The sequence below is a fragment of the Kitasatospora sp. NPDC041917 genome (assembly GCF_055589745.1).
Genome location: NZ_JBVJBI010000003.1, coordinates 195,154 through 217,859, shown reverse-complemented (window position 1 = coordinate 217,859; position 22,706 = coordinate 195,154). Strand labels below are relative to the sequence as shown.

14 protein-coding genes are annotated in these 22,706 nt (G+C 75.5%); 5 read left to right on the top strand and 9 right to left on the bottom strand.

All coding sequences use genetic code 11. The annotated features are described in order from the left end of the window. Positions 1-18 precede the first annotated feature (18 nt). Together ACZ6EM_RS04705 and ACZ6EM_RS04700 are read left to right on the top strand one after the other, a co-directional pair. A complete protein-coding gene (locus ACZ6EM_RS04705) occupies positions 19-1,374 on the top strand; it encodes a cytochrome P450 family protein (protein ID WP_465771672.1) in 1,356 nt (451 codons plus the stop codon). A gap of 135 nt (positions 1,375-1,509) precedes the next feature. Then, complete coding sequence (locus ACZ6EM_RS04700) at positions 1,510-2,511, top strand: L-tyrosine/L-tryptophan isonitrile synthase family protein (RefSeq protein ID WP_401056636.1); 1,002 nt, start codon at positions 1,510-1,512, stop codon at positions 2,509-2,511. A gap of 18 nt (positions 2,512-2,529) precedes the next feature. On the opposite strand, the gene ACZ6EM_RS04695 is transcribed toward ACZ6EM_RS04700, so the two are convergent. From ACZ6EM_RS04695 to ACZ6EM_RS04685, 3 genes are read right to left on the bottom strand one after another with little or no spacing between them, the layout of a single operon-like run. Then, positions 2,530-3,330, bottom strand: a complete 801-nt coding sequence (locus tag ACZ6EM_RS04695) for an ABC transporter ATP-binding protein (RefSeq protein ID WP_359900381.1) — start codon at positions 3,328-3,330, stop codon at positions 2,530-2,532. After that, on the bottom strand, positions 3,327-4,415 hold the full coding sequence (locus tag ACZ6EM_RS04690; RefSeq protein WP_452177705.1) for a FecCD family ABC transporter permease: 1,089 nt from the start codon (positions 4,413-4,415) through the stop codon (positions 3,327-3,329). The genes ACZ6EM_RS04695 and ACZ6EM_RS04690 overlap by 4 nt, the downstream gene beginning before the upstream one ends. 3 nt (positions 4,416-4,418) lie before the next feature. Beyond that, positions 4,419-5,501: an ABC transporter substrate-binding protein gene (locus ACZ6EM_RS04685; RefSeq protein WP_452177706.1), complete on the bottom strand. Its 1,083-nt coding sequence runs from the start codon at positions 5,499-5,501 to the stop codon at positions 4,419-4,421. Between the two features lie 236 nt (positions 5,502-5,737). Between ACZ6EM_RS04685 and ACZ6EM_RS04680 the strand changes: the two genes are divergently transcribed. Further along, the gene (locus ACZ6EM_RS04680; protein WP_452177707.1) at positions 5,738-6,562 is read left to right on the top strand and encodes a helical backbone metal receptor; all 825 of its coding nucleotides are present in this window, start codon (positions 5,738-5,740) and stop codon (positions 6,560-6,562) included. Positions 6,563-6,738: 176 nt separating this feature from the next. On the opposite strand, the gene ACZ6EM_RS04675 is transcribed toward ACZ6EM_RS04680, so the two are convergent. The 3 genes from ACZ6EM_RS04675 to ACZ6EM_RS04665 all read right to left on the bottom strand — a co-directional run bounded on the left by ACZ6EM_RS04675 (position 6,739) and on the right by ACZ6EM_RS04665 (position 12,343). Further along, positions 6,739-9,144 (bottom strand): hypothetical protein, encoded by a 2,406-nt coding sequence (locus ACZ6EM_RS04675; protein ID WP_452177708.1) that lies wholly within the window; start codon positions 9,142-9,144, stop codon positions 6,739-6,741. A 326-nt stretch (positions 9,145-9,470) separates the two neighbouring features. Continuing rightward, the gene (locus ACZ6EM_RS04670) at positions 9,471-11,021 is read right to left on the bottom strand and encodes a lipase maturation factor family protein (protein WP_452177709.1); all 1,551 of its coding nucleotides are present in this window, start codon (positions 11,019-11,021) and stop codon (positions 9,471-9,473) included. 248 nt (positions 11,022-11,269) lie between these two features. Continuing rightward, positions 11,270-12,343, bottom strand: a complete 1,074-nt coding sequence (locus ACZ6EM_RS04665) for a GAF domain-containing protein (protein ID WP_401051326.1) — start codon at positions 12,341-12,343, stop codon at positions 11,270-11,272. A gap of 410 nt (positions 12,344-12,753) precedes the next feature. Here ACZ6EM_RS04665 and ACZ6EM_RS04660 point away from each other — a divergent pair, with 410 nt between their 5' ends. Then, positions 12,754-14,031 carry an acyl-CoA dehydrogenase family protein gene (locus tag ACZ6EM_RS04660; RefSeq protein ID WP_401051329.1) on the top strand — a complete coding sequence of 426 codons (1,278 nt, stop codon included), beginning with the start codon at positions 12,754-12,756 and terminating at the stop codon, positions 14,029-14,031. 421 nt (positions 14,032-14,452) lie between these two features. Further along, positions 14,453-16,267 (top strand): sensor histidine kinase, encoded by a 1,815-nt coding sequence (locus tag ACZ6EM_RS04655; protein ID WP_465771671.1) that lies wholly within the window; start codon positions 14,453-14,455, stop codon positions 16,265-16,267. Between the two features lie 167 nt (positions 16,268-16,434). On the opposite strand, the gene ACZ6EM_RS04650 is transcribed toward ACZ6EM_RS04655, so the two are convergent. The 3 genes from ACZ6EM_RS04650 to ACZ6EM_RS04640 form a co-directional block, all read right to left on the bottom strand. Then, positions 16,435-16,893: a MarR family winged helix-turn-helix transcriptional regulator gene (locus tag ACZ6EM_RS04650; RefSeq protein WP_401043256.1), complete on the bottom strand. Its 459-nt coding sequence runs from the start codon at positions 16,891-16,893 to the stop codon at positions 16,435-16,437. A 204-nt stretch (positions 16,894-17,097) separates the two neighbouring features. Then, positions 17,098-19,059, bottom strand: a complete 1,962-nt coding sequence (locus ACZ6EM_RS04645; protein WP_465771670.1) for a hypothetical protein — start codon at positions 19,057-19,059, stop codon at positions 17,098-17,100. 2 nt (positions 19,060-19,061) lie between these two features. After that, positions 19,062-22,706 carry a vWA domain-containing protein gene (locus ACZ6EM_RS04640; protein ID WP_465771669.1) on the bottom strand — a complete coding sequence of 1,215 codons (3,645 nt, stop codon included), beginning with the start codon at positions 22,704-22,706 and terminating at the stop codon, positions 19,062-19,064.

Sequence of the window (22,706 nt, the reverse complement as noted above, 5' to 3'; positions counted from 1 at the left end):
CATCGAAGGACCCCTCAGATGACCGACACGAGCCCCGACACGATCACCGAAACGTCCACCGCCCCGGCCGCCGACGACGACGCCCCGCGCTGCCCGTACGGGTACGACCGGCTCCCCTCCCCCGTCCCGCTGTACGGCCCGGTGTACAAGCGCGACCCGTACCCGCTCTACCGGCGGATGCGCGAGGCCGGGCCGGTGCACCGGGTGGAGTTCCCGAGCGGCATCCACGCCTGGCTGGTCACCGGCCACCGGGCCGCCCACGCGGCCCTCAACGACCCCCGCCTGGGCAAGAACCACAGCCTGGGCAACGACAATTGGCGCCGCCTCGCGTCGATCATGCCCAAGCCGCAGCACTCGCAGCTCCAGGTCCATCTGCTCCACCAGGACCCGCCCAAGCACACCTCGATGCGCCGGCTCGTGCTCGACGCCTTCGCCCCGCGCCGGGTGGAGTCGCTTCGACCCCGGTTCCAGGAGCTGGCCGACGCGCTGGTGGACGAACTGCCGCAGTCCGGCGGCGCGGACCTGGTGGCGGGCTTCGCGGCCCACTACCCCTTCCGGGTGCTCTCCGAAGTCATCGGCCTGCCGCCCGAGTTGGCCGAGCGCTTCGACCGGGACTGGGGCAAGGTGGTCCAGCCGGTCGGCCCGCAGGACCCCGGCCGACCGGCGTACGAGGCACGGCTGCGCGGCCTCCAGACGTACATCGCCGATGTCGTCGCCCGCAAGCGCGTCGACTTCCGGGAGCCCGGCTGGGTGGCCCGGGAGGACCTGCTGGGCCGGCTCGTCCACGCCCATGACGCGGGCGAGTTGAGCCGCGCGGAGCTCGACTCGATGGTCTTCCAGCTGCTGGTCGCCGGGCAGGAGCCGGTCACCAACCAGATCACCACCATGCTGGTCACCCTGCTGCGCCACCCCGAGCAGCTCGCCCGGCTGCGCGAGGGCGTCGACGAGCCCGGCCGACTCGCCCGGGCGATGGAGGAACTGCTGCGCCACGACGCCGCGTTCGAGCTCACCACCTGGCGGTTCTTCGCCGAGGACAGCGACCTGTTCGGCACCGTCGTCCCGGCCGGCGACTCCGTGATCATCTCGCTCTGCGCCGCCAACCGCGACGACGAGCAGTTCCCCGATCCCGACCGCCTCGACCTGGACCGCACCCCCAACGCCCACCTGGCCTTCGGCCACGGCATCCACTACTGCCCCGGCGCCGCACTCGCCCGGGCCGAGCTCCAGGTCGCCCTCGCCACCCTGCTCACCCGGCTGCCCGGCCTGCGCCCGGCCGAGGCGCCCGGCGACGGTCTGGCGGACCTGGCCTGGGTTCCCGCCGTCCTGGCGCGCGGAGTGAACCGGCTGCCGGTCGCCTACGACCACCGCCGCTGACCCCCGGGGCACATCGCACCCCCGATCACACGCCCCCGATCACACGCCCCCGCTCACGCACCCCGGCTCCGACCGCCCGGAGCCCGACACCTGACGCCCGAAGCCGTACCGCACCACCTTCCGTGGAGGACCCCCATGCCGCCCGTCGGCACCGCCCCTGCCGCCATCACCCCTGCCACCGCCGTCGCCACCGCCACCGACCCCGCGGACCGCCCCTCGGACCGCCCCTCGGCCGAGCGGCTCGCCACCCGCGTCCTCGGTCTGCTGCTGCCGCACCGCCGGGCCGCGGACCCGGAGTTCGACGCCCACCCGGAGCACTTCCCGCTCCAGCTGGCCCAGTTGGCGGACTTCATCACCGCCGGCGAACCGATCGTCCTGACCCTGCCCGGCTTCCCCTGCAAGTCGCCGAACCCCGCGAAGGTGCTCGGCCACCTGCCGGACGAGGGCGAACGGCTGTCACTGACCTTCCTCGACGGGCTGTGCGCCGAGATCGGCCGCCTGTACGCGCCCGGCGCCCGGATTCTGATCTGCTCGGACGGGCACATCTTCGGCGACCTGATCAACGTCCCGGACGACCACATAGACGCCTACTCGGACGCCCTGACCGCCATGATCGCCCGCGAGGGCCTGACCCGCCTCGACACCTTCGACCTGCGGGCCGTCCTCGGCGACCTCCCGTACGACGAGAAGCGCGCCCGGGTGCACGCCCGGTACGCGCCGAGCGTCGAGGAGTTGCGCGAACAGGTGCTGACCGAGGAGGAGACCCTGCGGCTCTACCGGGGCATCACCCGCTTCCTCACCGAGGACACCGTCGGCTTCACCGGCACCCGCTCCGCCCTCCAGCGGGAGTGCCGCCGCCGCGCCTACGGCGTGATCCAGCGCAGCCGCGCCTGGGGCGAGTTGATCGCCGAGCACCACCCGCGCGCCGTCCGGCTCTCCATCCACCCGCAGCCGTCCGGGGCGGCCAAGTTCGGCATCCGGCTGCTGGCGGCGGCCGACGCCTGGATCACGCCCTGGCACTCCGCGGTGCTCCACCGCACCGGCGGCGAGCGCGAGTTGCTGCGCAGCGCGGAGGCCGCGCGGCTCGGCCGACTGGTCCTGCGGGACGGTCGGCCGAGCCACTACGAGTGCCACTAGCAGGAGCGCCGCTATGGGCTACCGCCCCGGCACGGCCGCCTGCGCCGCTGCCGGGGACCGGTGGTCGAAGGCGATCAACGGATCGCCGGTGAGGGGGTGTTCGACCACCGCCGCCCGTACGCCGAAGACCTCGGCCAGCAGCTCGGCGGTCAGCACCTCACGCGGTGTCCCGGAGGCCACCAGGGCGCCGCCGTGCAGGACGTGCAGCCGGTCGCAGACCGAGGCGGCGGCGTTGAGGTCGTGCAGGGCGACCAGGGTGGTACGGCGCTGCTCCCTGAGCAGGGCGAGCAGTTCCACCTGGTGCCGGACGTCCAGGTGGTTGGTCGGCTCGTCCAGCACCAGGACGTCCGGCTGCTGGGCGAGCGCCCGGGCCAGCAGCACCCGTTGCCGTTCACCGCCGGAGAGCTGGGCGAACCGGCGGTCGACGGCCTCGGCCATGCCGACCCTGGTCAGTGCCTCGGAGGTGATCCGGTGGTCCTCGGCGTCGTCGGCCGCGAAGGCCCGCTTGTACGGGGTGCGGCCCATCGCGACCACCTCGCGGACACTCAACTCGAAGTCCCCGCCGCGCTCCTGGGGCAGCGCCCCGATGTGCCGGGCGGACTGCGCGGGCCGCAGCTCCGCGAGGTCCCGCCCGGCCAGCAGCACCCGGCCGGCGCTGGGCCGCAGGTGCCGGTAGACGGTGCGCAGCAGGCTGGACTTGCCACTGCCGTTGGGGCCGACCAGTCCGGCGATCTCCCCCTCCTCGGCGATCAGGTTGGCCCCGGCCAGCACCGTCCGGCCGGCCAGGGCGACGCTCAGGTCCTCGACGGCGATCCTCAACTGCGCTCCAGTCGTCGGTCCAGCAGGTAGAGCAGGGTGGGGGCGCCGAGGACGGCGGTGACCACGCCGATCGGCAGTTCCTGACCGTCCAGGGCGGTTCGGGCCACCGTGTCGACGACGACCAGCAGCAGCGCCCCGGTGAGCGCGGACAGCGGCAGCAGCCTCCGGTGGTCGCCGCCGACCAGCAGCCGGCACACGTGCGGCACCATCAGCCCGACGAAGCCGATCGCCCCGGAGACGGCGACCAGCACCCCGGTGAGCACACTGGTGACCACGAAGACCTCGCGGCGCAGCCGGGTGACGTCCACGCCGAGCCCGGCGGCCGTCTCGTCGCCCATCAGCATCGCGTTGAGCCCCCGGGCGCGGGCCTGGAGCAGGGCCAGTCCGAGCACCACGGCGACGGCAGGGACGGCGAGTTGGGCCCAGACGGCGCCGCCGAGGCTGCCCATCAGCCAGAACAGCACGCCCCTGGTCTGCTGCTCGTCGCGGGTCTGCAGGACCAGGTAGCTGGTGATGCCGCCGAGGAACTGGGCGATGCCGATGCCCGCGAGGACCAGCCGCAGCGGCGAGAAGCCGCCGCCGCGCCGGGCCATCAGCCAGACCAGCGAGAACGCGGCGAGCGCGCCGGCGAACGCCGCCAGGGAGACGGTGAGGCCGAGCGCGCTGCCGAAGGAGAGCTGGAGCCCGAGGGTGGTGCCGAGGACGATGGCGGCGACCGCGCCCAGCGAGGCACCGGAGGAGATGCCGAGCAGGTAGGGGTCGGCGAGCGGATTGCGGACCAGGGCCTGCACGGCGGTGCCGACCAGGCCGAGGCCGGCGCCCACCACGGCCGCCAACAGGGCGCGTGGGACGCGCAGTTGCCAGACGATGAGGTCGCGGGTGCCGGGTTCGGGGGCCCGACCGGTGAGCCGGCGGGCGACCACCGACCAGACCTCGCCGGGCGGGACGTCCACCGAGCCGAGCGAGACGGCGACGGTCAGCGCGAGCACCAGGGCGACGGCGAGGGCGACGGCCAGCGGCCCGGCCCGCAGGGTGCGGGCCGGGCGGGCTTCGCCGCGCTCGTTGCGAGCGATGGCCGACGTCACCGGCTACTGCCCGCTCTTGACGAGGTCCGGGTGGACGGTGGCGGCGATCTGCCGGACGGCCTCGGCGTTGCGCACCCCCGCGATGGTGGTCACCTCGGAGCCGAGCCGGACGAAGTGCCCCTCCTGGACGGCCTTCAGGCCCTGGGTCGCGGGGAAGCCCTTCAGGAAGGCCTCGGCCTCGTCGAAGGCCTTGCGGGTGGCCTCCTCGCTGCCCCGGTTGCGCACGGCCAGCTGGATCCAGTCCGGGTTCTTGGCGACCACGTCCTCCCAGGAGCCGGGCTTGAAGTCGGCGTCGCAGTCGGCGAACACGTTGCGCGCCCCGGCCTGGGTGATCACGGCGTTGGCGACCTGCCGGCCGCAGACCGCCACCGGCTGCTTGGTGCCGGCGTCGAAGTCGAAGACGAAGTAGCTCGGCCGCTGCCCCTCCGGCACGGCGGCGAGCGCGGTGCGGACCTCGCCGAGCTGCTTCTCCATCCCGGCGACCAGTTCCTCCGCCCGCGCGGCGGTGCCGGTGACGGCGCCCAGCCGGCGGACGTCGTCCTCGATCCCGGCGAGGTCGGTGCGCGGCGCCTTGGCGGCCTTCGGCGTCCCGGCGCAGGCGGTGGAGAGCAGGTACACGTGCTGAATGCCGGCCGCCGCGTATTCCTCCTCGCTCGGTCCGGTGGCGCCGCCGCCCATCATCGGCATCGCGCCGAAGGTGTCCACGTAGAGGTCGGCGCCGGAGCCGAGCAGCTTCTCCTTGGGTATGCCCTTGTCCCCGAGCACCGGCACCTTGGCGCCCTGCTCGGCGACGGCGGCGGGCAGGGTTCCCTTGCCGGGCGGGAAGCCGGTGCCGATCACCCGCTCGCCCGCGCCGAGTTGGAGCATCAGCTCCAGGCCGGCGGCATTGCTGGTGACGATCCTGGCGGGCGCCTTGGCGATGCTGGTCTCCTTGCCCGCGCAGTCGGCGACCTTGACGGGGAATCCACCGCCCGGGTCGTCCCGGACGGTGACGGAGGCGCTCGGCCCGCCCGCGGTCCCGCTTCCGCAGGCCGTGGCGAACAGGGCGACGGCGGCTGCGATTCCGCAGGCGACGCGAGGGCGCATGACAACTCTCTCCTGGTCGGTGACCGTGCTCGGTGACGGTGCTGGTGACCGCGTTGGTGACCGTGCTCGGTGCTTGTCGTGGCTGGGTCGTGGGTGGGTCGTGGCTGGTCGTGCCGAAGGCCCGTACTGCGGACCCGGACCAGGTAGTCGGGCGGCCGGGTCGATGGGTTCCCCGCGATTCGCGACCGGTCGTCGTCGGCGCGCCCTCGCCCCGGAGCCGGACGTAGGCTGGCCGGATGGCCGCCCCCACCGTCCCGCGCGACGATCTCGACCTCCCCGTCCGGCTCGGGCCGCGTCCGCCCCGCCGGGTGGTCTCGCTGGTGCCCTCGCTGACCGAGGCGGTCGCCGCCACCGCGCCCGGGCTGCTGGTCGGCGCCACCGACTGGTGCAGCCACCCCGCCGACCTGTCCGTCACCCGGATCGGCGGCACCAAGAACCCGGACGTCCCGCGCATCGTCGCGCTCGCGCCGGACCTCGTCCTCGCCAACGACGAGGAGAACCGGCGCCCCGACCTGGACGCGCTACGGGCGGCCGGCGTCCCGGTCTGGGTCACCGACATCCGCACCCTGGACGACGCCCTCAGCTCCCTGCACCGGCTGCTGACCACCGCCTGCGGACTGCCCCGGCCGCCGTGGCTGGACGAGGCGGAGGCGGCCTGGGCCCCGGTCGGGAGCGGCGGCACTCCCGCGCTGGGCGACGGCCCGCGGACCGTCGTGCCGATCTGGCGCCGCCCGTGGATGGTCCTCGGCCGCGACACCTTCGCCGGGGACCTGCTGTGCCGCCTGGGCCTGCGGCTCGTCCACGCCGACCACCCCGAGCGCTACCCGGCCGTTCCGCTGCCCGAACTGCTCGCCTGCCGACCCGAGTTGGTGGTCCTGCCGGACGAGCCGTACCGCTTCACCGCCGAGGACGGCCCGGAGGCGTTCCCGGGCATGCCGGCGGCGCTGGTCAGCGGACGGCACCTGACCTGGTACGGCCCCTCGCTGGTGACCGCCCCCGCCGTGCTGCGGCGGGCCCTCGACCACCCGTACGGTCCGGGCGGCGGAACGGGCGCCTCGTAGGACGACCGCCACTCACCGACGGCCGCCGATGACACGGGGGGCACGAGGGTTGAGCGAGGGCGGGAGGGAAAGCACCGACTGAGGGCAGGTGCTCCGGAACGTGACAGGGCCCGGGACGCGTGTTCGCGTCCCGGGCCCTGTGCCCTGCGGCCGTGTGGCCTTGCCGGCTTGTGTCGTCAGCCGCGCGCGGCGGTGACGGCGGCGCCCAGCGCCTCCTTGATCCGGGGACCGAGGCGGGCGAAGCCCAGCTCCTTCATGGCCGCCCGCAGCAGTTCCTCGTCGGTCCGCTCGACGCCGTCGCCGTCCACCCACCGCACCACGGCGAGCAGCTCGTCGGCGGAGTAGGCGGTCACGGGGCGACCGGGCGTGAAGTCCGGCTTCACGGGACGGACCTCGGCCTCCGGCTCGGCAGCGGGGGCTTCGGCAACGGCGACAGGCTCGGGCTCGGCCACCGGCGCGACCTCGACGGTCGGCTCGGGCTCGGGCGCGACGGCAGGATCCTCGGCCTCGACCACCGACTCCGCCGCCTCCACGGCAACAGCCTCGGGCTCGGTCTCGGCGACGGGCTCCTCGACAGCGGGCTCGGGGTCGGTGGCCGGCTCGGGCTCGGCAGCCGCCTCGGCGACCACGGCCTCAGCCGTCTCGATCTCGACCTCGACCGCAACGGCAGGCTCGTCCACCTCCGCGGCCGGCTCGTCGACGGTGGGCTCCACCGCGACAGCCACCGGCTCGGCCTCGACCTCAGCCTCGGCCGCAACCTCGGCGGCAGTCTCGGCAGTCTCGATCGCCGGCGCATCGGTCTCGGCGGCGGGCTCCTCCACCGCGTTCACCTCAGCCTCAACGGCGTCGGTGACCTCGGCGGTCGGCTCCTCGACGGCGGGCTCCGTCACGACGGCCTCAGGCTCGGTCTCGGCCACTGGCACGACCTCGACCTCGACCTCGGTCTCAGCCTCGGCCGCAACCTCGGCGATCGGCTCCTCGACCACGACCTCGGCGGCGGGCTCCTCGACCTCAACGACCTCGGCGGCCGGGTCGGCCTCCGGTTCCGTCTCCGCCGGGGTCTCGTCCACGGCCTCATCCACGGCCTCGGCCAGGGCGGCGGTCGCGGCCGCCACCAGGTCGTCGGCCGCCGGGGAGGGCGCCGGGAGGGTGACCACCGCGGCCTGGGCCTCCTCGTCGGCCTGCTCCGTCGCCGGCTCGTCGTCCGCGACACCCGTGTTCGACGACATCTCCGCCTCGACCTCGGCGTCGGTCTCGACCTCAGGCGTGATCTCGGCCTCGGCCTCGGCCTCGGCCTCGGGCTCGGGCTCGGGCTCGGGCTTGACCTCGACCTCGACCTCAGCGGCCGCGGGCGCCGCGGCGGCCTCGTCGGCCTCCTCCGCCGGAGCGGTCACCGGAGCCGGGGCCTTCTCTCCCAGCCCGTCCCGCTGCCCACCGGCCAGCGCCTGCAGGGCAGCCGCCTCGGCGTCAGCCAGGTCCACCGACTCCTCGGTCCCGGCCTTATCGGCCACAACCTCCTCGGCACCGGCCTCGCCGTCGACCTCGGCAGCGACCTCGTCCGTCGCCTCGGCAGCGTCCTCGGCCTCGGGCTGCTCCTCGACCGCCGCATCCCCCGTGGCGGTGGCCTTCTCCCCGAGCCCGTCCCGCTGCCCGGCGACCAGCGCCTGGCGGGCCGTGTACGCGGCCTCGGCGGCGCGGCGGTCGGCCTTGGCTGCGGCGAGTTCGGCGAGCAGGTCGGCGAGGCCGGCCTCCTCCAGGCCGACCCGCAGGCCGCGGATGGTGGGCAGGCGGTAGAGGGTGCCCTCGTCGGCGGCGAGCCGCTCGACCAGGTCGATCAGCTCGGCGAAGGGCAGCCCGTCCAGGTCGTGGTCGGGAAGCAGGCGGGCGAGGCCGCGCAGGCCGGTGTTGATCGCCTCGAAGGCCTGGGCGGTGCGGTCGACCAGGGCGCCGGCGCCGGGCACTCGCGGAAGGGTGCCGGCCGGGGCGAGCGCGGCCCAGGCGCGGCGCTCGATCTCGGCGGAGGTGAGGGCCTCGTGCAGGTCCTCCCGGCGGATGCGGCGGTCGGTGGCGAGGGCGACGGCCTGCTTGCGCAGCGAGCGGCCGCGCAGCCAGGAGAGCTTGACGCCGTTCTCGCGGCGCCAGGTGCTGTCGGCGGTGGCGGCGGCGAGGGCGCCGAGGTCGGCGTCGTACGCGGCGGGGAAGAGGGCCGTGGAGGTGCGGTGCACCCGCTGGAGCATCTCGACCAACAGCACGGTCTTGGCGACGGTGTCGGGCTCGTCCAGCTTGACGTCGGCGGCGAGGGCGGTGACGGCCTCCCAGGTCTGCTGGAGGTCGCTGCCGCGCAGTTCGGCGAGGGCCGTGGAGGCGGCGCGGGCGTCCTCGGGGGTGGCGACGGTGTCGACGGCCGCGTACCAGGCGTGGGTCTCGGCGGTGAGCGTGAAGGCCCCGAGCTCGGCGTAGCGGCCGAGGTCCTCGCGGAGGTCGGGCTCCGCGGCGGCGTCCTGGGGGTCCTTGACGTCTGCGGCGTCGGCGACGTCCGCCGGGTCGGCTGCGTCGGCGTTGCGCGAGTGAAGCACTGTCATGTGAGGTCCGGTTCTGGGCGACGACGGCGGGGCTGGCGGCGAGGGGGCGGCGGACCGGTTGCGCGGGGTCGCCCCTGAGGCGGGGCTGGGGGGCGCGCGGGCGGGCTGCCGGTTGTGGACGCCCAGAATACGGGTGCCCGTTCGAGGCTTGCACGCACCCACCGCCCCGACGGGCGGGTGTCGTGTGCCATACCGCCCGCCTGGCCGCCACTCGGGCGGTCCGCCCGGGTGGTCGGGCGTTGGTCCGGACGGGTGTCTCCGCTGCTCACGGCTCCTCCTCACGGCTCCTCCTCGCGGAACCCACCGCGGCTGTTCACCACGGCTGTTCACCGCGGCTCCTCTCGACGGCCCTCGGCCCGACGGTAGCCCCGGCGGAACCGCTCCATCGGCACCTCCCGGACGCCACGTCCCCGTACCGGGCCCGGCCGGCCGGGCGGCGGCCGGTAGCCGGCCCGGCCGAGGGCCTGCAGATCGACCGGCGCGAGGTATTCGCTGAGCGCGGTGCGGTGCCACCACGCGCCGGTTTCCCGCAGTTCGCGCCAATCGGTGAACCGGTAGAGGTAGAGGGTCGCCCGGACGTGGGTCGGCGGGGCGTCCGGGAAGGGGTTGTGGCGCAGCAGGCGCAGAGTGGCCCGGTCGCCGGACAGCAGGCGGGCGACGAAGGGGAGGAACCAGGGGCGGGCGTAGGCGGAGGAGATGCCGGCGAACCACATCAGCCAGTCGAGCCGCAGGTGGTAGGGCGCGAACTGGCGCGGGCGGCGGCGCACGTCGCCGGGCTTGCCCTTGAAGCCGTACTCGCGCCAGACGGTGTGCGGGGTGAGCACCGTCTCGTCGGTGCCCTCGACCACCACCTCCTGGCGGAACCGGTTGACACTGCCGAAGGCACCGTAGGTGTTGACGAGGTGCAGGCGGTTGAAGGAGCGGTTCATGGCCTGGCCGCGGGAGATCATGTTGCGCACCGGCCAGTAGCTGAGCACCAGGACGGCGGCGGTCAGCGCGATCACCAGCACCTCGTACCAGACCGGGGTGCCGGGGTAGGCGCGGGCGTGGACGGGCAGGCCGAGGCGGGCCGGTTCGACGGCGGCGAGGGCGAGGGCGATGGTCAGCCAGTTGAGCCAGGCGAAGTTGCCGGACGCCACCAGCCAGAGCTGGGTGGCGATGACGGCGCAGGCCGCGCCGCTCGCGACCGGCTGCGGCAACAGCAGGCCGACCGGTACGACGAGTTGGACGATGTGATTGACGGCGGCCTCGACCCGGTGCAGCGGGGCGGGCAGGTGGTGGAAGAACCAGCTGAGCGGTCCGGGCATCGGCTGGGTCTCGTGGTGATACTGGAGGCAGGTCAGGTCGCGCCAGCAGCTGTCGCCGCGCAGCTTGATCAGTCCGGCGCCGAACTCGACCCGGAAGGCCAGCCAACGCATCAGCCACAGCACCAGGGTGGGCGGGGCGGTGTCGGCGTCGCCCAGGAAGGCGGCGAGGAAGCCTGCTTCGAGCAGCAGGGACTCCCAGCCGAAGGAGTACCAGGTCTGCCCGACGTTGACGATGGAGAGGTAGAGGGTCCAGAGCACCGCCCACAGCAGGATCGACGCCCAGAGCGGGACGGCGTCGCCGAGCCCGGCCGCGACGGCGGCGGCGAGCGCGGCGCCGCTCCAGGCGACGGCGGCGAAGAACCGGTCGCTGTAGTGGAGGTGGAACAGGCCGGGCGACCGGCGGAACGGGACCCGGGCGGTGAAGCGGGGCACCGGCAGCATCCCGTCGGCGCCGATGAGCGCGCGGAACTGCCCGGCGGCGGCCAGGAATCCGATCAGGTAGAGGGCGGCGAGCAGGCGTTGGACGAGCAGCCGGCTCAGCCAGTAGTCGGGGGCGGCGAACCAGTCCATGCGGCCCATGCCTACCATCCGGTGCCCCGGGCACGGGCCCGGTCGGGGCGGCGGAGCGGGGAGGGTTCACCCGCTCGGCCCGGGCGGCGGGCCTCCGGCAGTGCCCGGCGGACGCGGACAAGCACGGGAACGTCACCCCGCGGGCACCCGGCGGGCTCCCGGCGCCGGACGGCAGCGTGGCGGGGTCCTCTCCACGGGGGTGAGAGGCGCCCCGCCACGGTGGTGGACGGTCCGCACCCGGCCGGGGTTCAGGCGGGCAGGCCGGGTCCGGCCCCGCCGGCGACGGCGGAGCGGCCGGGCACGGAGGCGCCGCTCTGCTGGAGCCGGTCGACGAGCAGGGCGGCCAGCGTGCCGAGTTCCTCCTCGGTGCGGGACTGGGCGGTGATGTCCATGCCGACGGTGAGGACGCCGTTGATCCGTCCGGTGAGCGCGGCCCGCAGCGGGGTGCAGGTGAAGCTGAACACCTGCCGTCCGCGCTGCGCGTCGGGACGGGCGGAGTCGATCCGGACGTCGTCGAGGACGGCGGTGCGACCGGTGTGGTACGCCTCCACGACGGTCTGTTCGAGGCCCGCGGCGCCGAGCTGCGGGTAGGCGGCGCCGATCGTCCCGTAGGCCGTCGGCGCGCCGAAGGTGTCGGTGTGCTGGGCGTTGGCGTACCGGATCTCCTGGACCGGGCCCTCGGTGAGCATGATGGGGAACGGCGAGCCGTCGAAGGCGGCGAACATCTCCTGGCGCTGGGCGAGCAGGCTGTCGCGCAGCCGGATCTCGGAGAGCAGCGCCTCGGCGAGGTGCTGGATGTCGCGCAGCCGCTCGCGCCCCCACTGCCGGGGTTCCCGGTCGAGGACGCAGACGGTGCCGATGACGGTGTTGGTGTCGTCGACGAGCGGAGCGCCGAGGTAGGCGCGGACGCCGAGTTCGTCCACCACCGGGTTCCCGGCGAACCGGGGGTAGGCGAGGATGTCGTCGAGGGCGAGGGGGGAGCGCTGGGCGACGACGTGCGGGCAGAAGCCGTGGCTCAGCGGCATCTCGCGGGTGGGGAGGTCGAACGCGATGCCGCGGTCCGCCCAGGACGATCCGTCCTCGGCCCTGGCATCGGTCGAACTTGGCGGAATGTAGAGCCCGCGGAACATCTGGCGTTCGTCATTGATGAAGTTGACCATCGCGATGGGAGCGCGCGTGATACTGGCTGCGAGGTGGGCGAAGCGGTCGAAGGCCTCGTCCGCGGACGGGTCGTTGAGCCCGAGGCCGCGCAGCCTGCGGGTTCGCGCGGACTCGCCGGAGGCACCCGGGAACTGGCCTTGAGTGCTCATCACATCAGTCATGGCGCACATGTAACCAGACATCAGAACAGCCGGACCGTCCCGATCGACCGTTCCTCAGCCTTGCCGATGGCCAGTCAAAACTGCACGTGAACGACCAGTCGACGGACCGTCACGGAAGCGAAGATCGATTCCCGGCCGGGGCCGGGGCGAAACCCCTCCGGGCGGGGACGGGCCGAATCGCGCCAATCCAAGATCGACTCTGGGCTGCCCCGGCACCCCATACAACAATGAGCCCTGCCGAAGACACGGACGATGCCCGCCACCGGGACACCGCCCGGTGACGCATGCGCCGATCGCACCGGGGCGACCGGCCGGAACTCCCGCACACCCACCGCCCCCGCGGGGTTGCCGGAGCGGCATCGACGGCACGAACGGAGGCACGGCACCGCACACACCGAGAGGACCGGAGCATGGCGATGGACTACTTCACCGACGACCGTCACGAGGAGCTTCGCGCCGAGGTCCGTGACTTCGCGGAGAAGGAGGTGCGTCCGCGGGTGGCCGGGATGGAGGCCGAGCGGAAGATCGAGTTCGAGCTGGCCCGGCAGATCGCCCGCCAGGGCTGGATCGGCGTGACGATCCCGCGGGAGTTCGGCGGCCTCGGCCTGGGGCACGTCGCCAAGACCGTGATCATCGAGGAGCTGGCCCGGGTCAGCGGGGCCGCCGGCTCGATCGCGCAGGCCTCCCAGCTGGGCGTGGCCAAGGTCCTCCACTACGGCTCCCAGGCCCAACGCCGCAAGTGGCTGCCGAAGTTCGCCTCCGGGGAGTGCCTGCCGACCATCGCCGTCACCGAGCCGGAATCCGGCGGGCACGTGCTCGGGATGACCGGAACGGCGGTGCGCGACGGCGACGAGTACGTGCTCAACGGCCGCAAGTGCTTCGTCGGCAACTCCCACATCGGGGACGTGCACGGCGTGGTCCTGCGCACCGGCCAGGGCAGCCGGGGCCTGTCCGCCTTCCTGGTCGAGAGCGACCGACCCGGGTTCCGCACCGGCTCCCCCGGGTCGCAGAGCGGGCTGCACGGCTTCAGCTTCGGTGAGATCCTCCTGGAGGACTGCCGCGTCCCGGCCGGCAACCGGCTCGGCCGGGAGGGGCAGGGGCTGGACGTCGCCTACTCCTCCTCCACGCTCTACGGCCGGATCAACCTCGCCGCCGTGGCGCTCGGCATCCACACCGCGATCGTCGAGGACACCGTCCGGTTCGCCGGGGGACGCGTCCTGTACGGCCAGCCGCTCAGCCAACTCCCGAACATCATGCTCAAGCTGGGCGAGATGCAGTCCCGGCTGATGACCGCCAGGCTCGCCGCCTACCACGCCTCCCACCTGCTCGACCACGGCCGCGCCTGCGACGCCGAGTTGATGAACGCCAAGCTCATCAACACCGAGTACGCGCTGGACTCCGCGCGCAACGCCATGGAGATCCACGCCGCCCGCGGCCTCCAGCCCGAGTTCGGCATCGAGCGCTACCTGCGGGACGCCACCCACGTCTACCCGCCGGCCGGCACCTCGGACGTCCAGCGGCTGCGGCTCGGGCAGTTCGCCTCGGGCACGTACGGCAAGCAGTGGTCGGCGGAGCTGTCCGACCTGACCAGCTGGGCCTGGAGCGAGCTCGCCGCCCAGCGGGAGGCCTCGGTGGAGAAGCCGCCGGGGAGGGGCGGACGGGTGCTGCCGATGCCACTGGCGGGCTGAGGCCCCGCCCGCCACAGCGGCACTTGACCTGTTCCTGGCGAATTCCTCGGGGGGGTTGTCCCCGCCCTCCGGGAACCGTCGGCACCATCGGGGCGAGGGCCGCGAGCTGCGGCGATGCACCGGAGGACCCTCCGGCCCGAACCTCGCTCCGACGCCATCAGCCCATCAGGACGGGCCAGTTGATATTGCGTCGACGCCGCCCGGGGCTGATAGCGTTCCGTGCCGTCGACGGCCGCGCTGCACCGCGCCGGAGCAGTGACAGCACGTCACCGGCTCCGGCACCCCCGGCCCCGACTCCCTGAAGCCCGGCCGCGCCGTACGGGATCGACCCCGCCGCTCGGACCCACCGGTCCGGACCGGCGTCCCGGTCCCGCGACTCGGCCCTGCAGCAAGGAACATCGGCCCTGCAGCAAGGAATCAGATGCCAGGCATACCGGCCCCCCGCACGGGCCACCGCGCCGGCCGGTCCGGCTCGCTCCGCGGCCCGCTCCTCTCCCTCGTACTGGTCCCCAGCCTGGGCCTCGCCGCCGCCTGGGGCTACGCCGTCCACCTGCTGCGCGACTCCGGACAGCGCACCGCACTGCTGGCCGGCAGCGCGGCCGTCGCCCTGGTGCTGCTGATCAGCCTGGTCCGTGGCGTCCGGACCGCCTGGGCCCTGTCCGCGCGGCTGTCCGGACTGCGGGCCGACACCTTCGCGCTCGCCCAGCAGGAGATCCCCGAGGTGGTCGGACGGCTGCGCGCCGGGGAGCAGGTGCCCGCCCCGGCCGTCTGGGCACCGTCCCGGCGGGCCGGCGACGACGTCCAGCAGACCTCGGAGGGCCTCGCCGCCGTCCGCCAGGCCGCGATCGCCGCCATCGTCCACCAGGCCCAGGGGCGCGAAGGGACGAAGAAGGTCTTCCTCAACATCGCCCGGCGCACCCAGATCCTGATCCACCGGCAGATCAGCATGCTGGACGCGCTCGAACGCGAGCACGAGGACCCGGAACTGCTGCGCGAACTGTTCGCGGTCGACCACCTGGCCACCCGGATGCGGCGCAACGCCGAGAACCTGGTCATTCTCGGCGGCGCCCTGCCCGCCCGGCGCTGGCGCAACGCCGTGCCCATGGTCAACGTGCTGCGCAGCGCCGTCTCGGAGACCGAGAGCTACTCCCGGGTCGTCGTCCAGGGCGTGCCGCGCGTCTCGCTCGACGGACAGGCCGTCGCCGACGTCATCCACCTGGTCGCCGAGCTGATCGAGAACGGCACCACCTTCTCCCCGCCGTACACCCAGGTGCAGGTCTCGGCTCAGGAGGTCGGGGAGGGCCTGGCGGTCGAGGTCGAGGACCGCGGGCTCGGCATGACCGAGCAGGAGTACCAGCGGTTCAACGCGTACCTGGCCAACCCGCCCGAGCTGGACGTCTCCGCGCTCGGCGACGACCTGCGGCTCGGTCTGTTCGTCGTCGCGCGCCTCGCCTCCCGGCACGAGGTCCGGGTCTCGCTGCGGCCGTCCCCGTACGGCGGCACCCGGGCGGTGGTGCTGGTGCCCTCGGCCCTGCTGGAGCAGGCCGGACACCCGGCCGCGGTGCCCGGACTGCCGTCGGGGGCCCGGATCACCCGGGCTCCGGTGTCCGAGGGGCAGGCGGGGCAGGCGGGGCAGGCGGGGCAGGTGGGGCAGGCGGGGGCCGAGGACGGCCCGGGTTCCGGCTCCGGTTCCGGCTCCGACGGCCAGTCCGGCTCCGGTTCAGGTCCCGCGCCCGACGGCCTCGGACCGGGACCGTCGGACGCGGCGGCAGAGGGGCTCGGCGGGCCGCTGGGTGGGGTCCAGCAGGCTCCGGGGCCCTTCGGCCTCCCCGGGGCTCCCCCTGTCCCCTACGCCACGGACGGCCCCCGCACGGGCGCCGCAGGGCTCGGCGATGTCGCCGGTGTTGCTGGTGCCCCCGGGGTCGCGGGTGTCGCCGGTGCCGTCCGCGCCGATGCGCCGCCCGCCAACGGGGGCTTGGCAGTCGGCGCCGAGATCCCCGGGCTGCCCGGCGCCGTGGTCGTGCCCCGGCCCGTACTGCCGCGCATGTACGACCTGTCGGGCAGCCCCACGGGGGGACACACGGCCGGACTGCCCGCCGTCAGCCGCGCCGACGGCCCGGGGACCGACCCGAAGGACGACACGGGCGATGGCCCGGACCGGGGACCGCGCACGCCCCGGGTCCTGCCGCGGCGGGCCCTCGACGCCGGGCCGGACGTGCCCCGGGGCGAACAGTGACGACGCGGCGCATCGGACCCCTGCACGATCACCACCGGACGCCGAGTGGTCCCGCCGCCCTCCGGCTCACCCCGCTCCCGCGCAGGAGACCCGAAGCCGCCGGACGGCGGCGAGGCCCCGGCCCATCTGGCCCGCCGGCCCGGCAGCCTGAGCGGGCCGACTCGGCCTCAGGCCTTGGTGTGGACCGGGTGGAGCTCGGCGAGCGACCCGACCAGCGGGGCCAGCTCGGGGACCTCGGTCGCCTCGGCCAGCGTCGCCTCCAGGGCGGCGTCGTGCACCGGACGGGCGGCCGTCAGCAGGTCACGGCCCTCGGCCGTCAGCTCGGTGTAGATGCCGCGCCGGTCGTCCGAGCAGAGGAAGCGGCTGAGCAGGCCCCGGTCCTCCAGACGGCTCACCAGCCGGGTCGTCGCGCTGCTGCTCAGCGCCGCCGCGCGGGCCAGCTGCTGCATCCGCATGTGCCAGCCGTCCTGGCGGGAGAGCGCGTCCAGCACCGTGTACTCGACCACCGAGAGCTTGAACTCGGCCTGGAGCGCCTTCTCCAGTGCGGTGTCGATCATCCCGTGCAGCGCGGCGAGCGTCCGCCAGCCGCCGGCCCGGACCTCGGCCGCATCGTCGCGGATTCCCATGGCTCGCCCACCCTTCCGTCGCGCTGCTCGTGCCGTGTGCCGGACGAGGCCCCGTGCGAGGTCTCGTACCGGCTCTGGTACGAGGTCTCGTCCTGTTGTCTTCCTACGACAAGTATGCCAGTTGGCGCGGAATACCGGTCTGTGCAAATAGTTCGACTTATACCCCGGCGGCCCCTCCCCCGCCGGCCTGCCGTGGAAGTCCCCTCACCCCTCCCCGGACCAGGCCGCCGCGCACAGCGCCGTGGCCAGCTCCTCGGTGTAGGAGGCCGCCGCCAGCCAGGCGGCGGCGAAGGCCTCGTGGTCGTCCGTGACGATCCGGCCGAAGACGTCGCGCTGACGGTTAGCAGCGGTGGCCCGCAGAGCGTCGAGGAGCTCGGCGGCCGTGGCCAGCCCGGCGGCACGCAGCAGCGCGCGGTCGGCCACCGCCGAGGCCTCGCTCGGGGCGAGGGCGTGCCGGCCGGTGGTGACCGTCTGCTCGACCCGGCGCCCGAGCACGTGGACGGGCGGGCCGTACGGCGCCGGGGCCGTCGGCCCGTCCGCCGGCCCACCGACCGGGCCGGGCCCCGCGAGGTCGGCGGTCTGGAGGCGTTCGAGGCCGAGGTTGACCCGGCCCGCCCGGGCCGCGGGCAGGGCGAGTCGGTCCGGCGTGCCCGGGGGCGTGCCGATCGCGAGCAGGCGCAGCTCCGGACGGTCCGCGCGCTCCAGCCGGCCGATCACCCGCAGCCGCAGGCCGGGCGCGGTGGCGAGCAGCGCCAGGTTCGCCCGGAACGGCAGGTCGGGGTGTTCGTGCGCGGGGCGCAGGGCGATCACCGGACCGCCCGAGCCTCCCGGACCGTCCTCCGCCGGGCCGCCCGCGGCGCCCCCCGCCGTGTCTCCCGCCGTGCAGCGCGCCAGCAGCTGCGGCGTCCCGCCCGGGCCGGTGGGGGCGGTGCCCAGCAGGGTGACGTCCAGGAACAGCAGGTCGCTCCCCGCCGGGCGGCTCTCGTACGGCCGTTCCTGCGCCGCGAGCGCCCGGGCCACCTGTGCCGGAGCCGGTTCGGACCAGAGCCGGGCGGCCGGCTCCGCCGTCCACGCCGTGCCCGCCGCACGCACCGCCCGGACCGAGGCGCCGGCGCCCAGTCGGCCGCCGGTGGACCTGGTCGCGCCCTGGACGGCCAGCCCGGCCCGGCTCAACTCGCGGTGGCTGAGCGCGGCGTCACCCAGCCGGACCGTCCGGTTGCCCGCCCCGACCGCCTGCGGGGCGGCGGCCGCCGCGTCGTCGTGCGGCGTCACCTCGGCGATCGTGCTCAGGCGCCCGTTGGCATCCACCGCCCAGCTGACCGCGCCCGCGTGCGTCGCCGTCAGCACCGGCTCGGCGAACAGGCCGTAGAGCCGCAGACCCCCCTCTTCCCGGTAGGCCTGGCGCGCGGTGCCGCGCAGTTCGGCGACCGGGGCGGCGCCGGCGGCCAGCGCGGTGGTGAGGCCGAGCAGTTCGCGCAGGCCCGCCACCAGGTCCACCAGGCGGTGGTCCGGCGCGCCGGAACGCGCCGCCCGGACCCTCGTCGCGACGGTGACCGCCGCCGAGGCCGGGCGGTGCAGGCCCGCGAGGCGTGCCCGGTGGGCGGCGCGCAGCAGCTCGGCCTGGGAGACGGCGCCCGCCCCGCTCACCCCGGCGGCCAGGACGGCGGCCGCGGCCTCGTGGAGGTGGCGGACGGCGGCGAGTTCGACGGTGGTGAGCGGGGCGGGGGCCGTCCGGTCGGTCGGCGCACCGGGCGTCTCCGGGGCTCCTTCCCGGCCTTCCGCGGCCGCCGACCCGGTGCCGCCGTCGGGCGCGGGTCCGGACCTGGCCTCGGGCCCGGCCTCGGCCTCGGGGTCGGGCTCAGGCCCGGCCTCGGCGAGCGGGCAGAGGGTGACGGCGGCGGCCCGGTGCACGCAGGCCGGGGCCAGCAGGCAGCCGCAGCGGACGTCGGCCTCCACCACGACCACCCCACCCGGGGCGTGCAGCACCAGCAGCGTCTCCTCGTCCACCTCCACCCGCCACTCGTCGCCCTCCCGGGCCACCGGCCGCTCCGCCAGCTTCGCCGCCGCGCCGTCCAGCCGCTTCTGCAGCCGGGCGCTCAGCCCGGCCACCACCTCGGCGACCACCTCGGGCCGCACGCCCGGCCAGTCGCTCGTCCGTGCCGTCACGCTCATCGCACCTTCTCCCCCACCCAGCGGGCCAGTTCCAGCGGGCTCAACGCCGCCACGGGCATCCCGGCCGCGACCAGTTGGCCCGCGACCGCCTTCGAGTAGCGGGCCGTCCCGGTGTCGTCCAGCGCCGCGCAGCCGAGCAGGTGCACACCGGAGTCGACCAGCGCCCGGGTCTGGGCCAGCAGCCCGCCGATCGGCCCGCCCTCCTCGAAGTCGCTGATCACCGCGATCAGCGTGCGGGACGGCACCGTCACCAGCTCCCGCGCGTAGCGCAGCCCGCTCGCGATGCTGGTGCCGCCGCCGACCCTCACCTCCAGCAGCAGGCTCAGCGGGTCGTCCACCCGTGCCGTGAGGTCCAGGACCTCGGTGGAGAAGGCCACGAAGTGGGTGCTCAGCGAGGGCACCCCGGCCAGGATCGAGGCCGTCAGCGCGGCCCACACCGTGGAGGCCTCCATCGACCCGGAGACGTCCACGACCAGGATCAGCCGCCAGTCGTTGGCCTGCCGAGCCCTGGTCCGGAAGACCGGGCGCTCGGGCACGATCAGGGTGCCGCCGTCCGGCCCGGGCCGGGCGGTGGCGAGGTTGGCCCGGATGGTCCGGTCCAGGTCCAGCCCGCCGCCCGGGCGGCGGGACGGGCGCGGCACGGCGATCCCGGTCAGTGCCGGGCGCAGCCTGGTGGCCAGCTCCCGGTTCAGCTCGTCCACCAGCCGCCGCACCAGCGGGCGCAGCCGGGCCACCCGGGCCTCGGGCAGACCGCCCGCGTGGTCCAGCACGGTGCGCAGCAGCTCGACGGACGGGCGGACGGCGCCGGGGTCGATCGTCTCCAGGACGTCGGTACGGCCCTGGGCGACAGCGGCGGCCAGCACCTCCTCGCGCACGCCGGGGCCGAACAGCGACTCCAGCTCCTCGGCCCACTCCCGCACGCCGGGGTACGGGGCCTCGCGGCCTCCCCTGCCGCCCCGGCTGTCCAGGCCCGGGCCGGAGCCCTCGCCGTGGCCGGTGCCGTACAACTCGTCCAGGGCCGTGGCGAGTCGGGCACCGCGACCGGTCAGGCCGCCGTCGCCGGGGCGGCCGAGGAGCAGCCGCCAGCGCTCGGCGGGGGCGAGGGTGCGGGGCGCGGTGGTTGTAGTTGTAACGGTCGCGGCGGGGAGCCGGGTGGGAGGCCGCTCCGAGGCCGTGGCCGGCGGCGCGACCGCCGGGGTGTCGGCCGCCGCCGGGGGCAGGAGGCCGCGGTGGGCGAGGGCCGCCCGTGCCGCGAGGTCCGCCCGCACCCAGCCGGCGAGCACGGCCGGGCCGGCCTCCTCGGGCAGCGCGGCGAGCCGGGCGCCCAGGCTCTCCTCGACCAGGGCCAGCAGCCGGTCGCGGGCGGCCGGACTGAGCGTGTCGAACCCGCCGCGCAGGGCGGGCAACCGGTCCAGGAAGGCGTCGTCGGGCAGCGAGGTGACCCGCTCCAGCACCGGCTCCAGTGCCTGCGGCGCGGAGTCGAACAGCCCCTCCGCCGCCGTCAGCAGACCGACCAGCGCCCGCCCGAGCGCCTGTCGCGTCTCCGGACCGGTCGCACCGTCCACCCAGGAGGCGGCCCGGCCGCCCAGCACCTCGGCCGGCTCCTGCCCGAGCAGCACCCGGACCGCACCGGCCGCGCCCCGTACCAACGGGCTCCCCCGCTCGGCGAGTTCGGCCAGCGTGTACGCCAGCCGCACTCCGCCGAGCCGGTCCGCCCGCCGCACCAGCTCGACCAGCGCCCGCGCGTCCTGCGGATCGTCCGACCCGCCCACGCCCTCCAGTTGCCGCACGGCGGCAATGGTGAGCACCTCCCCGGCCGCGGCGAGCACGGGCCGACCCGCCGGAACGGCGGAGGCGGGGGCGGAGGCGGGGGCGGAGGCCTCCCCTCCGACCGGGGCGTAGCCGGGGAAGTGGCCCGCGGTCAGCCGGTCGACGAGCGCCAGGGCGTCGAGGAGGTCGGGCAGCGTGGCGGAGGTGGGGAGGACGGTGGTGAGTTGGGCGAGGCGGGTCTCGGCGAGGGCGGGGAGGGCGCAGGAGGCGGCGGCGGTGAGGCCGTCGATGATCTCGCGCGGGGTCGGCTGGTCGGTGAGGCGGGCGCGCAGGGCGCCTTCGGCGGCCTGCGCGGGGGTGACGCCGCGGGTGCCGGCGACGGTGAGCATGGCGGCGCTGGCGGGCGTCCAGTGCAGGCGCCAGCGGGTGCCGAGGGTTTCGGTGCCGCCGGCGCCGGTGGTGGCGACGGGCTCGGCGTAGGGGACCTCGCAGACGGTGAGCCGGTGCAGGAGGATCTCGCGGCGGCGGTCGAGGTCACTGCGCAGCGGGTCGAGGCGCAGGTCCCGCGGGCCGGGGTCGGCGGGGCCTGGCAGGCCGAGGCCGGCGAGGAGCGTCTCGACGGCGGGGGCGAGTCCGCTGCGCGGGGCGGCGGGGGTGGGGCGGCCGGTGCGGGTGCCGACCAGCACCTGTTCGAGGGCGCGGGCGACGGCCCGGCCGCGGCCCAGGGGTTCGCCCTGGGCGAGGACGGTCTGCACCGCTTCGACGAGTTCGCCGCGGCCGGGGGCGGCGTGGCCGCGCAGCCGGGCGAGGTCGCCGGCCAGGCGGACGATCTCGCGGGCGTCGGCCGGGCCGCTGGGGTGGTCCTGGCTGCGCAGGGCGGCGCAGATCCGGACGGCGGTGGTGGTGAGCGCCTCGGCGAGGCGTTCCGGGTCGCCGCCGGCGTCCAGGACGGTGTGCTGCCACTCCGGGTCGCGGATGCCCGCCGGGTAGCCGGAGCGGGCGTCGAGCAGCGGGTAGGTGTACGGGATCAGGGACAGGACGTGCCCGGGGTCGTCCGGGTGCGGCGGCTCCTCGGCGGCGAGGGGGCCGTCCAGCAGGGCGGGGGCGTGGAAGGCGCCGATCACGGCGGCGACCCGGCGCCCGCCGGCCGAGGCGTCCTGGATGCGGGCCCTCATCCAGGCCTCGCGGCGCAGGTCGTACGGGTCGACGCCGGGGCCGCGCTCGGCGTCCCGGCGCAGCGCCCAGCCGACCAGCAGGGCGGCGCGCCGGACGGCTTCCGGGGAGGAACCCGGGGCGGCCGTCTCGACCAGACGGTCCCACAGGTCCTCGTCGGCGTCCCGGCCGGTGAGGCGGCGGCGCAGCGCGTCGGCGACGCCGGGTGCTTCCGGGCCCCCGTCGGTGCGCCTCGACTCCCCCGCCCGCTCCCCAGTCCGCTCCACGGCGCGCTCGCCGCCCCGCGCGGCGGCGCGGTGGGCGAGCGGGAGGTCGCAGGCGATGGCCTCCACCCCGTTGCGCCGGGCCCAGCGCAGGGCGGCGAGTTCCGGGGAGAAGTCGGCGAACGGGTAGAAGGCGGGCCCGGCCGCCTCGTCGGGCCCGGCCGGGGCCGCCGCGAGGGCGACCGGGGCCAGGGTGGCCTCGTCGGCGAGCCGGCCGAGCCAGGGCTGGAACTCGGCGGGCAGCTCGACCAGGACGGCGTCCGGCCGGGCGGCGTCGAGCAGCGCGGGGACGACCGCGCTGAGGGACGGCGCGTGGTGGCGCACGCCGATCAGGTGGGGCCCGGGGCGGCCGGTGCCGGAGGCGGCCAGCCGGTCGGCCTCGGCCCGGACCGTCCGGTCCGCGTCGTCCGGGCGGGGGATCTCCGCGCTGCTCAT

Excerpts from the sequence above, each read along its gene's own strand:
- ACZ6EM_RS04705 (WP_465771672.1), top strand. The coding sequence starts at position 19 with ATGACCGACACGAGCCCCGACACGATCACCGAAACGTCCACCGCCCCG.
- ACZ6EM_RS04700 (WP_401056636.1), top strand. The coding sequence starts at position 1,510 with ATGCCGCCCGTCGGCACCGCCCCTGCCGCCATCACCCCTGCCACCGCC.
- ACZ6EM_RS04685 (WP_452177706.1), bottom strand. The coding sequence starts at position 5,501 with ATGCGCCCTCGCGTCGCCTGCGGAATCGCAGCCGCCGTCGCCCTGTTC.
- ACZ6EM_RS04680 (WP_452177707.1), top strand. The coding sequence starts at position 5,738 with ATGGCCGCCCCCACCGTCCCGCGCGACGATCTCGACCTCCCCGTCCGG.
- ACZ6EM_RS04675 (WP_452177708.1), bottom strand. The coding sequence starts at position 9,144 with ATGACAGTGCTTCACTCGCGCAACGCCGACGCAGCCGACCCGGCGGAC.
- ACZ6EM_RS04670 (WP_452177709.1), bottom strand. The coding sequence starts at position 11,021 with ATGGACTGGTTCGCCGCCCCCGACTACTGGCTGAGCCGGCTGCTCGTC.
- ACZ6EM_RS04665 (WP_401051326.1), bottom strand. The coding sequence starts at position 12,343 with ATGACTGATGTGATGAGCACTCAAGGCCAGTTCCCGGGTGCCTCCGGC.
- ACZ6EM_RS04660 (WP_401051329.1), top strand. The coding sequence starts at position 12,754 with ATGGCGATGGACTACTTCACCGACGACCGTCACGAGGAGCTTCGCGCC.
- ACZ6EM_RS04655 (WP_465771671.1), top strand. The coding sequence starts at position 14,453 with ATGCCAGGCATACCGGCCCCCCGCACGGGCCACCGCGCCGGCCGGTCC.
- ACZ6EM_RS04650 (WP_401043256.1), bottom strand. The coding sequence starts at position 16,893 with ATGGGAATCCGCGACGATGCGGCCGAGGTCCGGGCCGGCGGCTGGCGG.
- ACZ6EM_RS04640 (WP_465771669.1), bottom strand. The coding sequence starts at position 22,706 with ATGAGCAGCGCGGAGATCCCCCGCCCGGACGACGCGGACCGGACGGTC.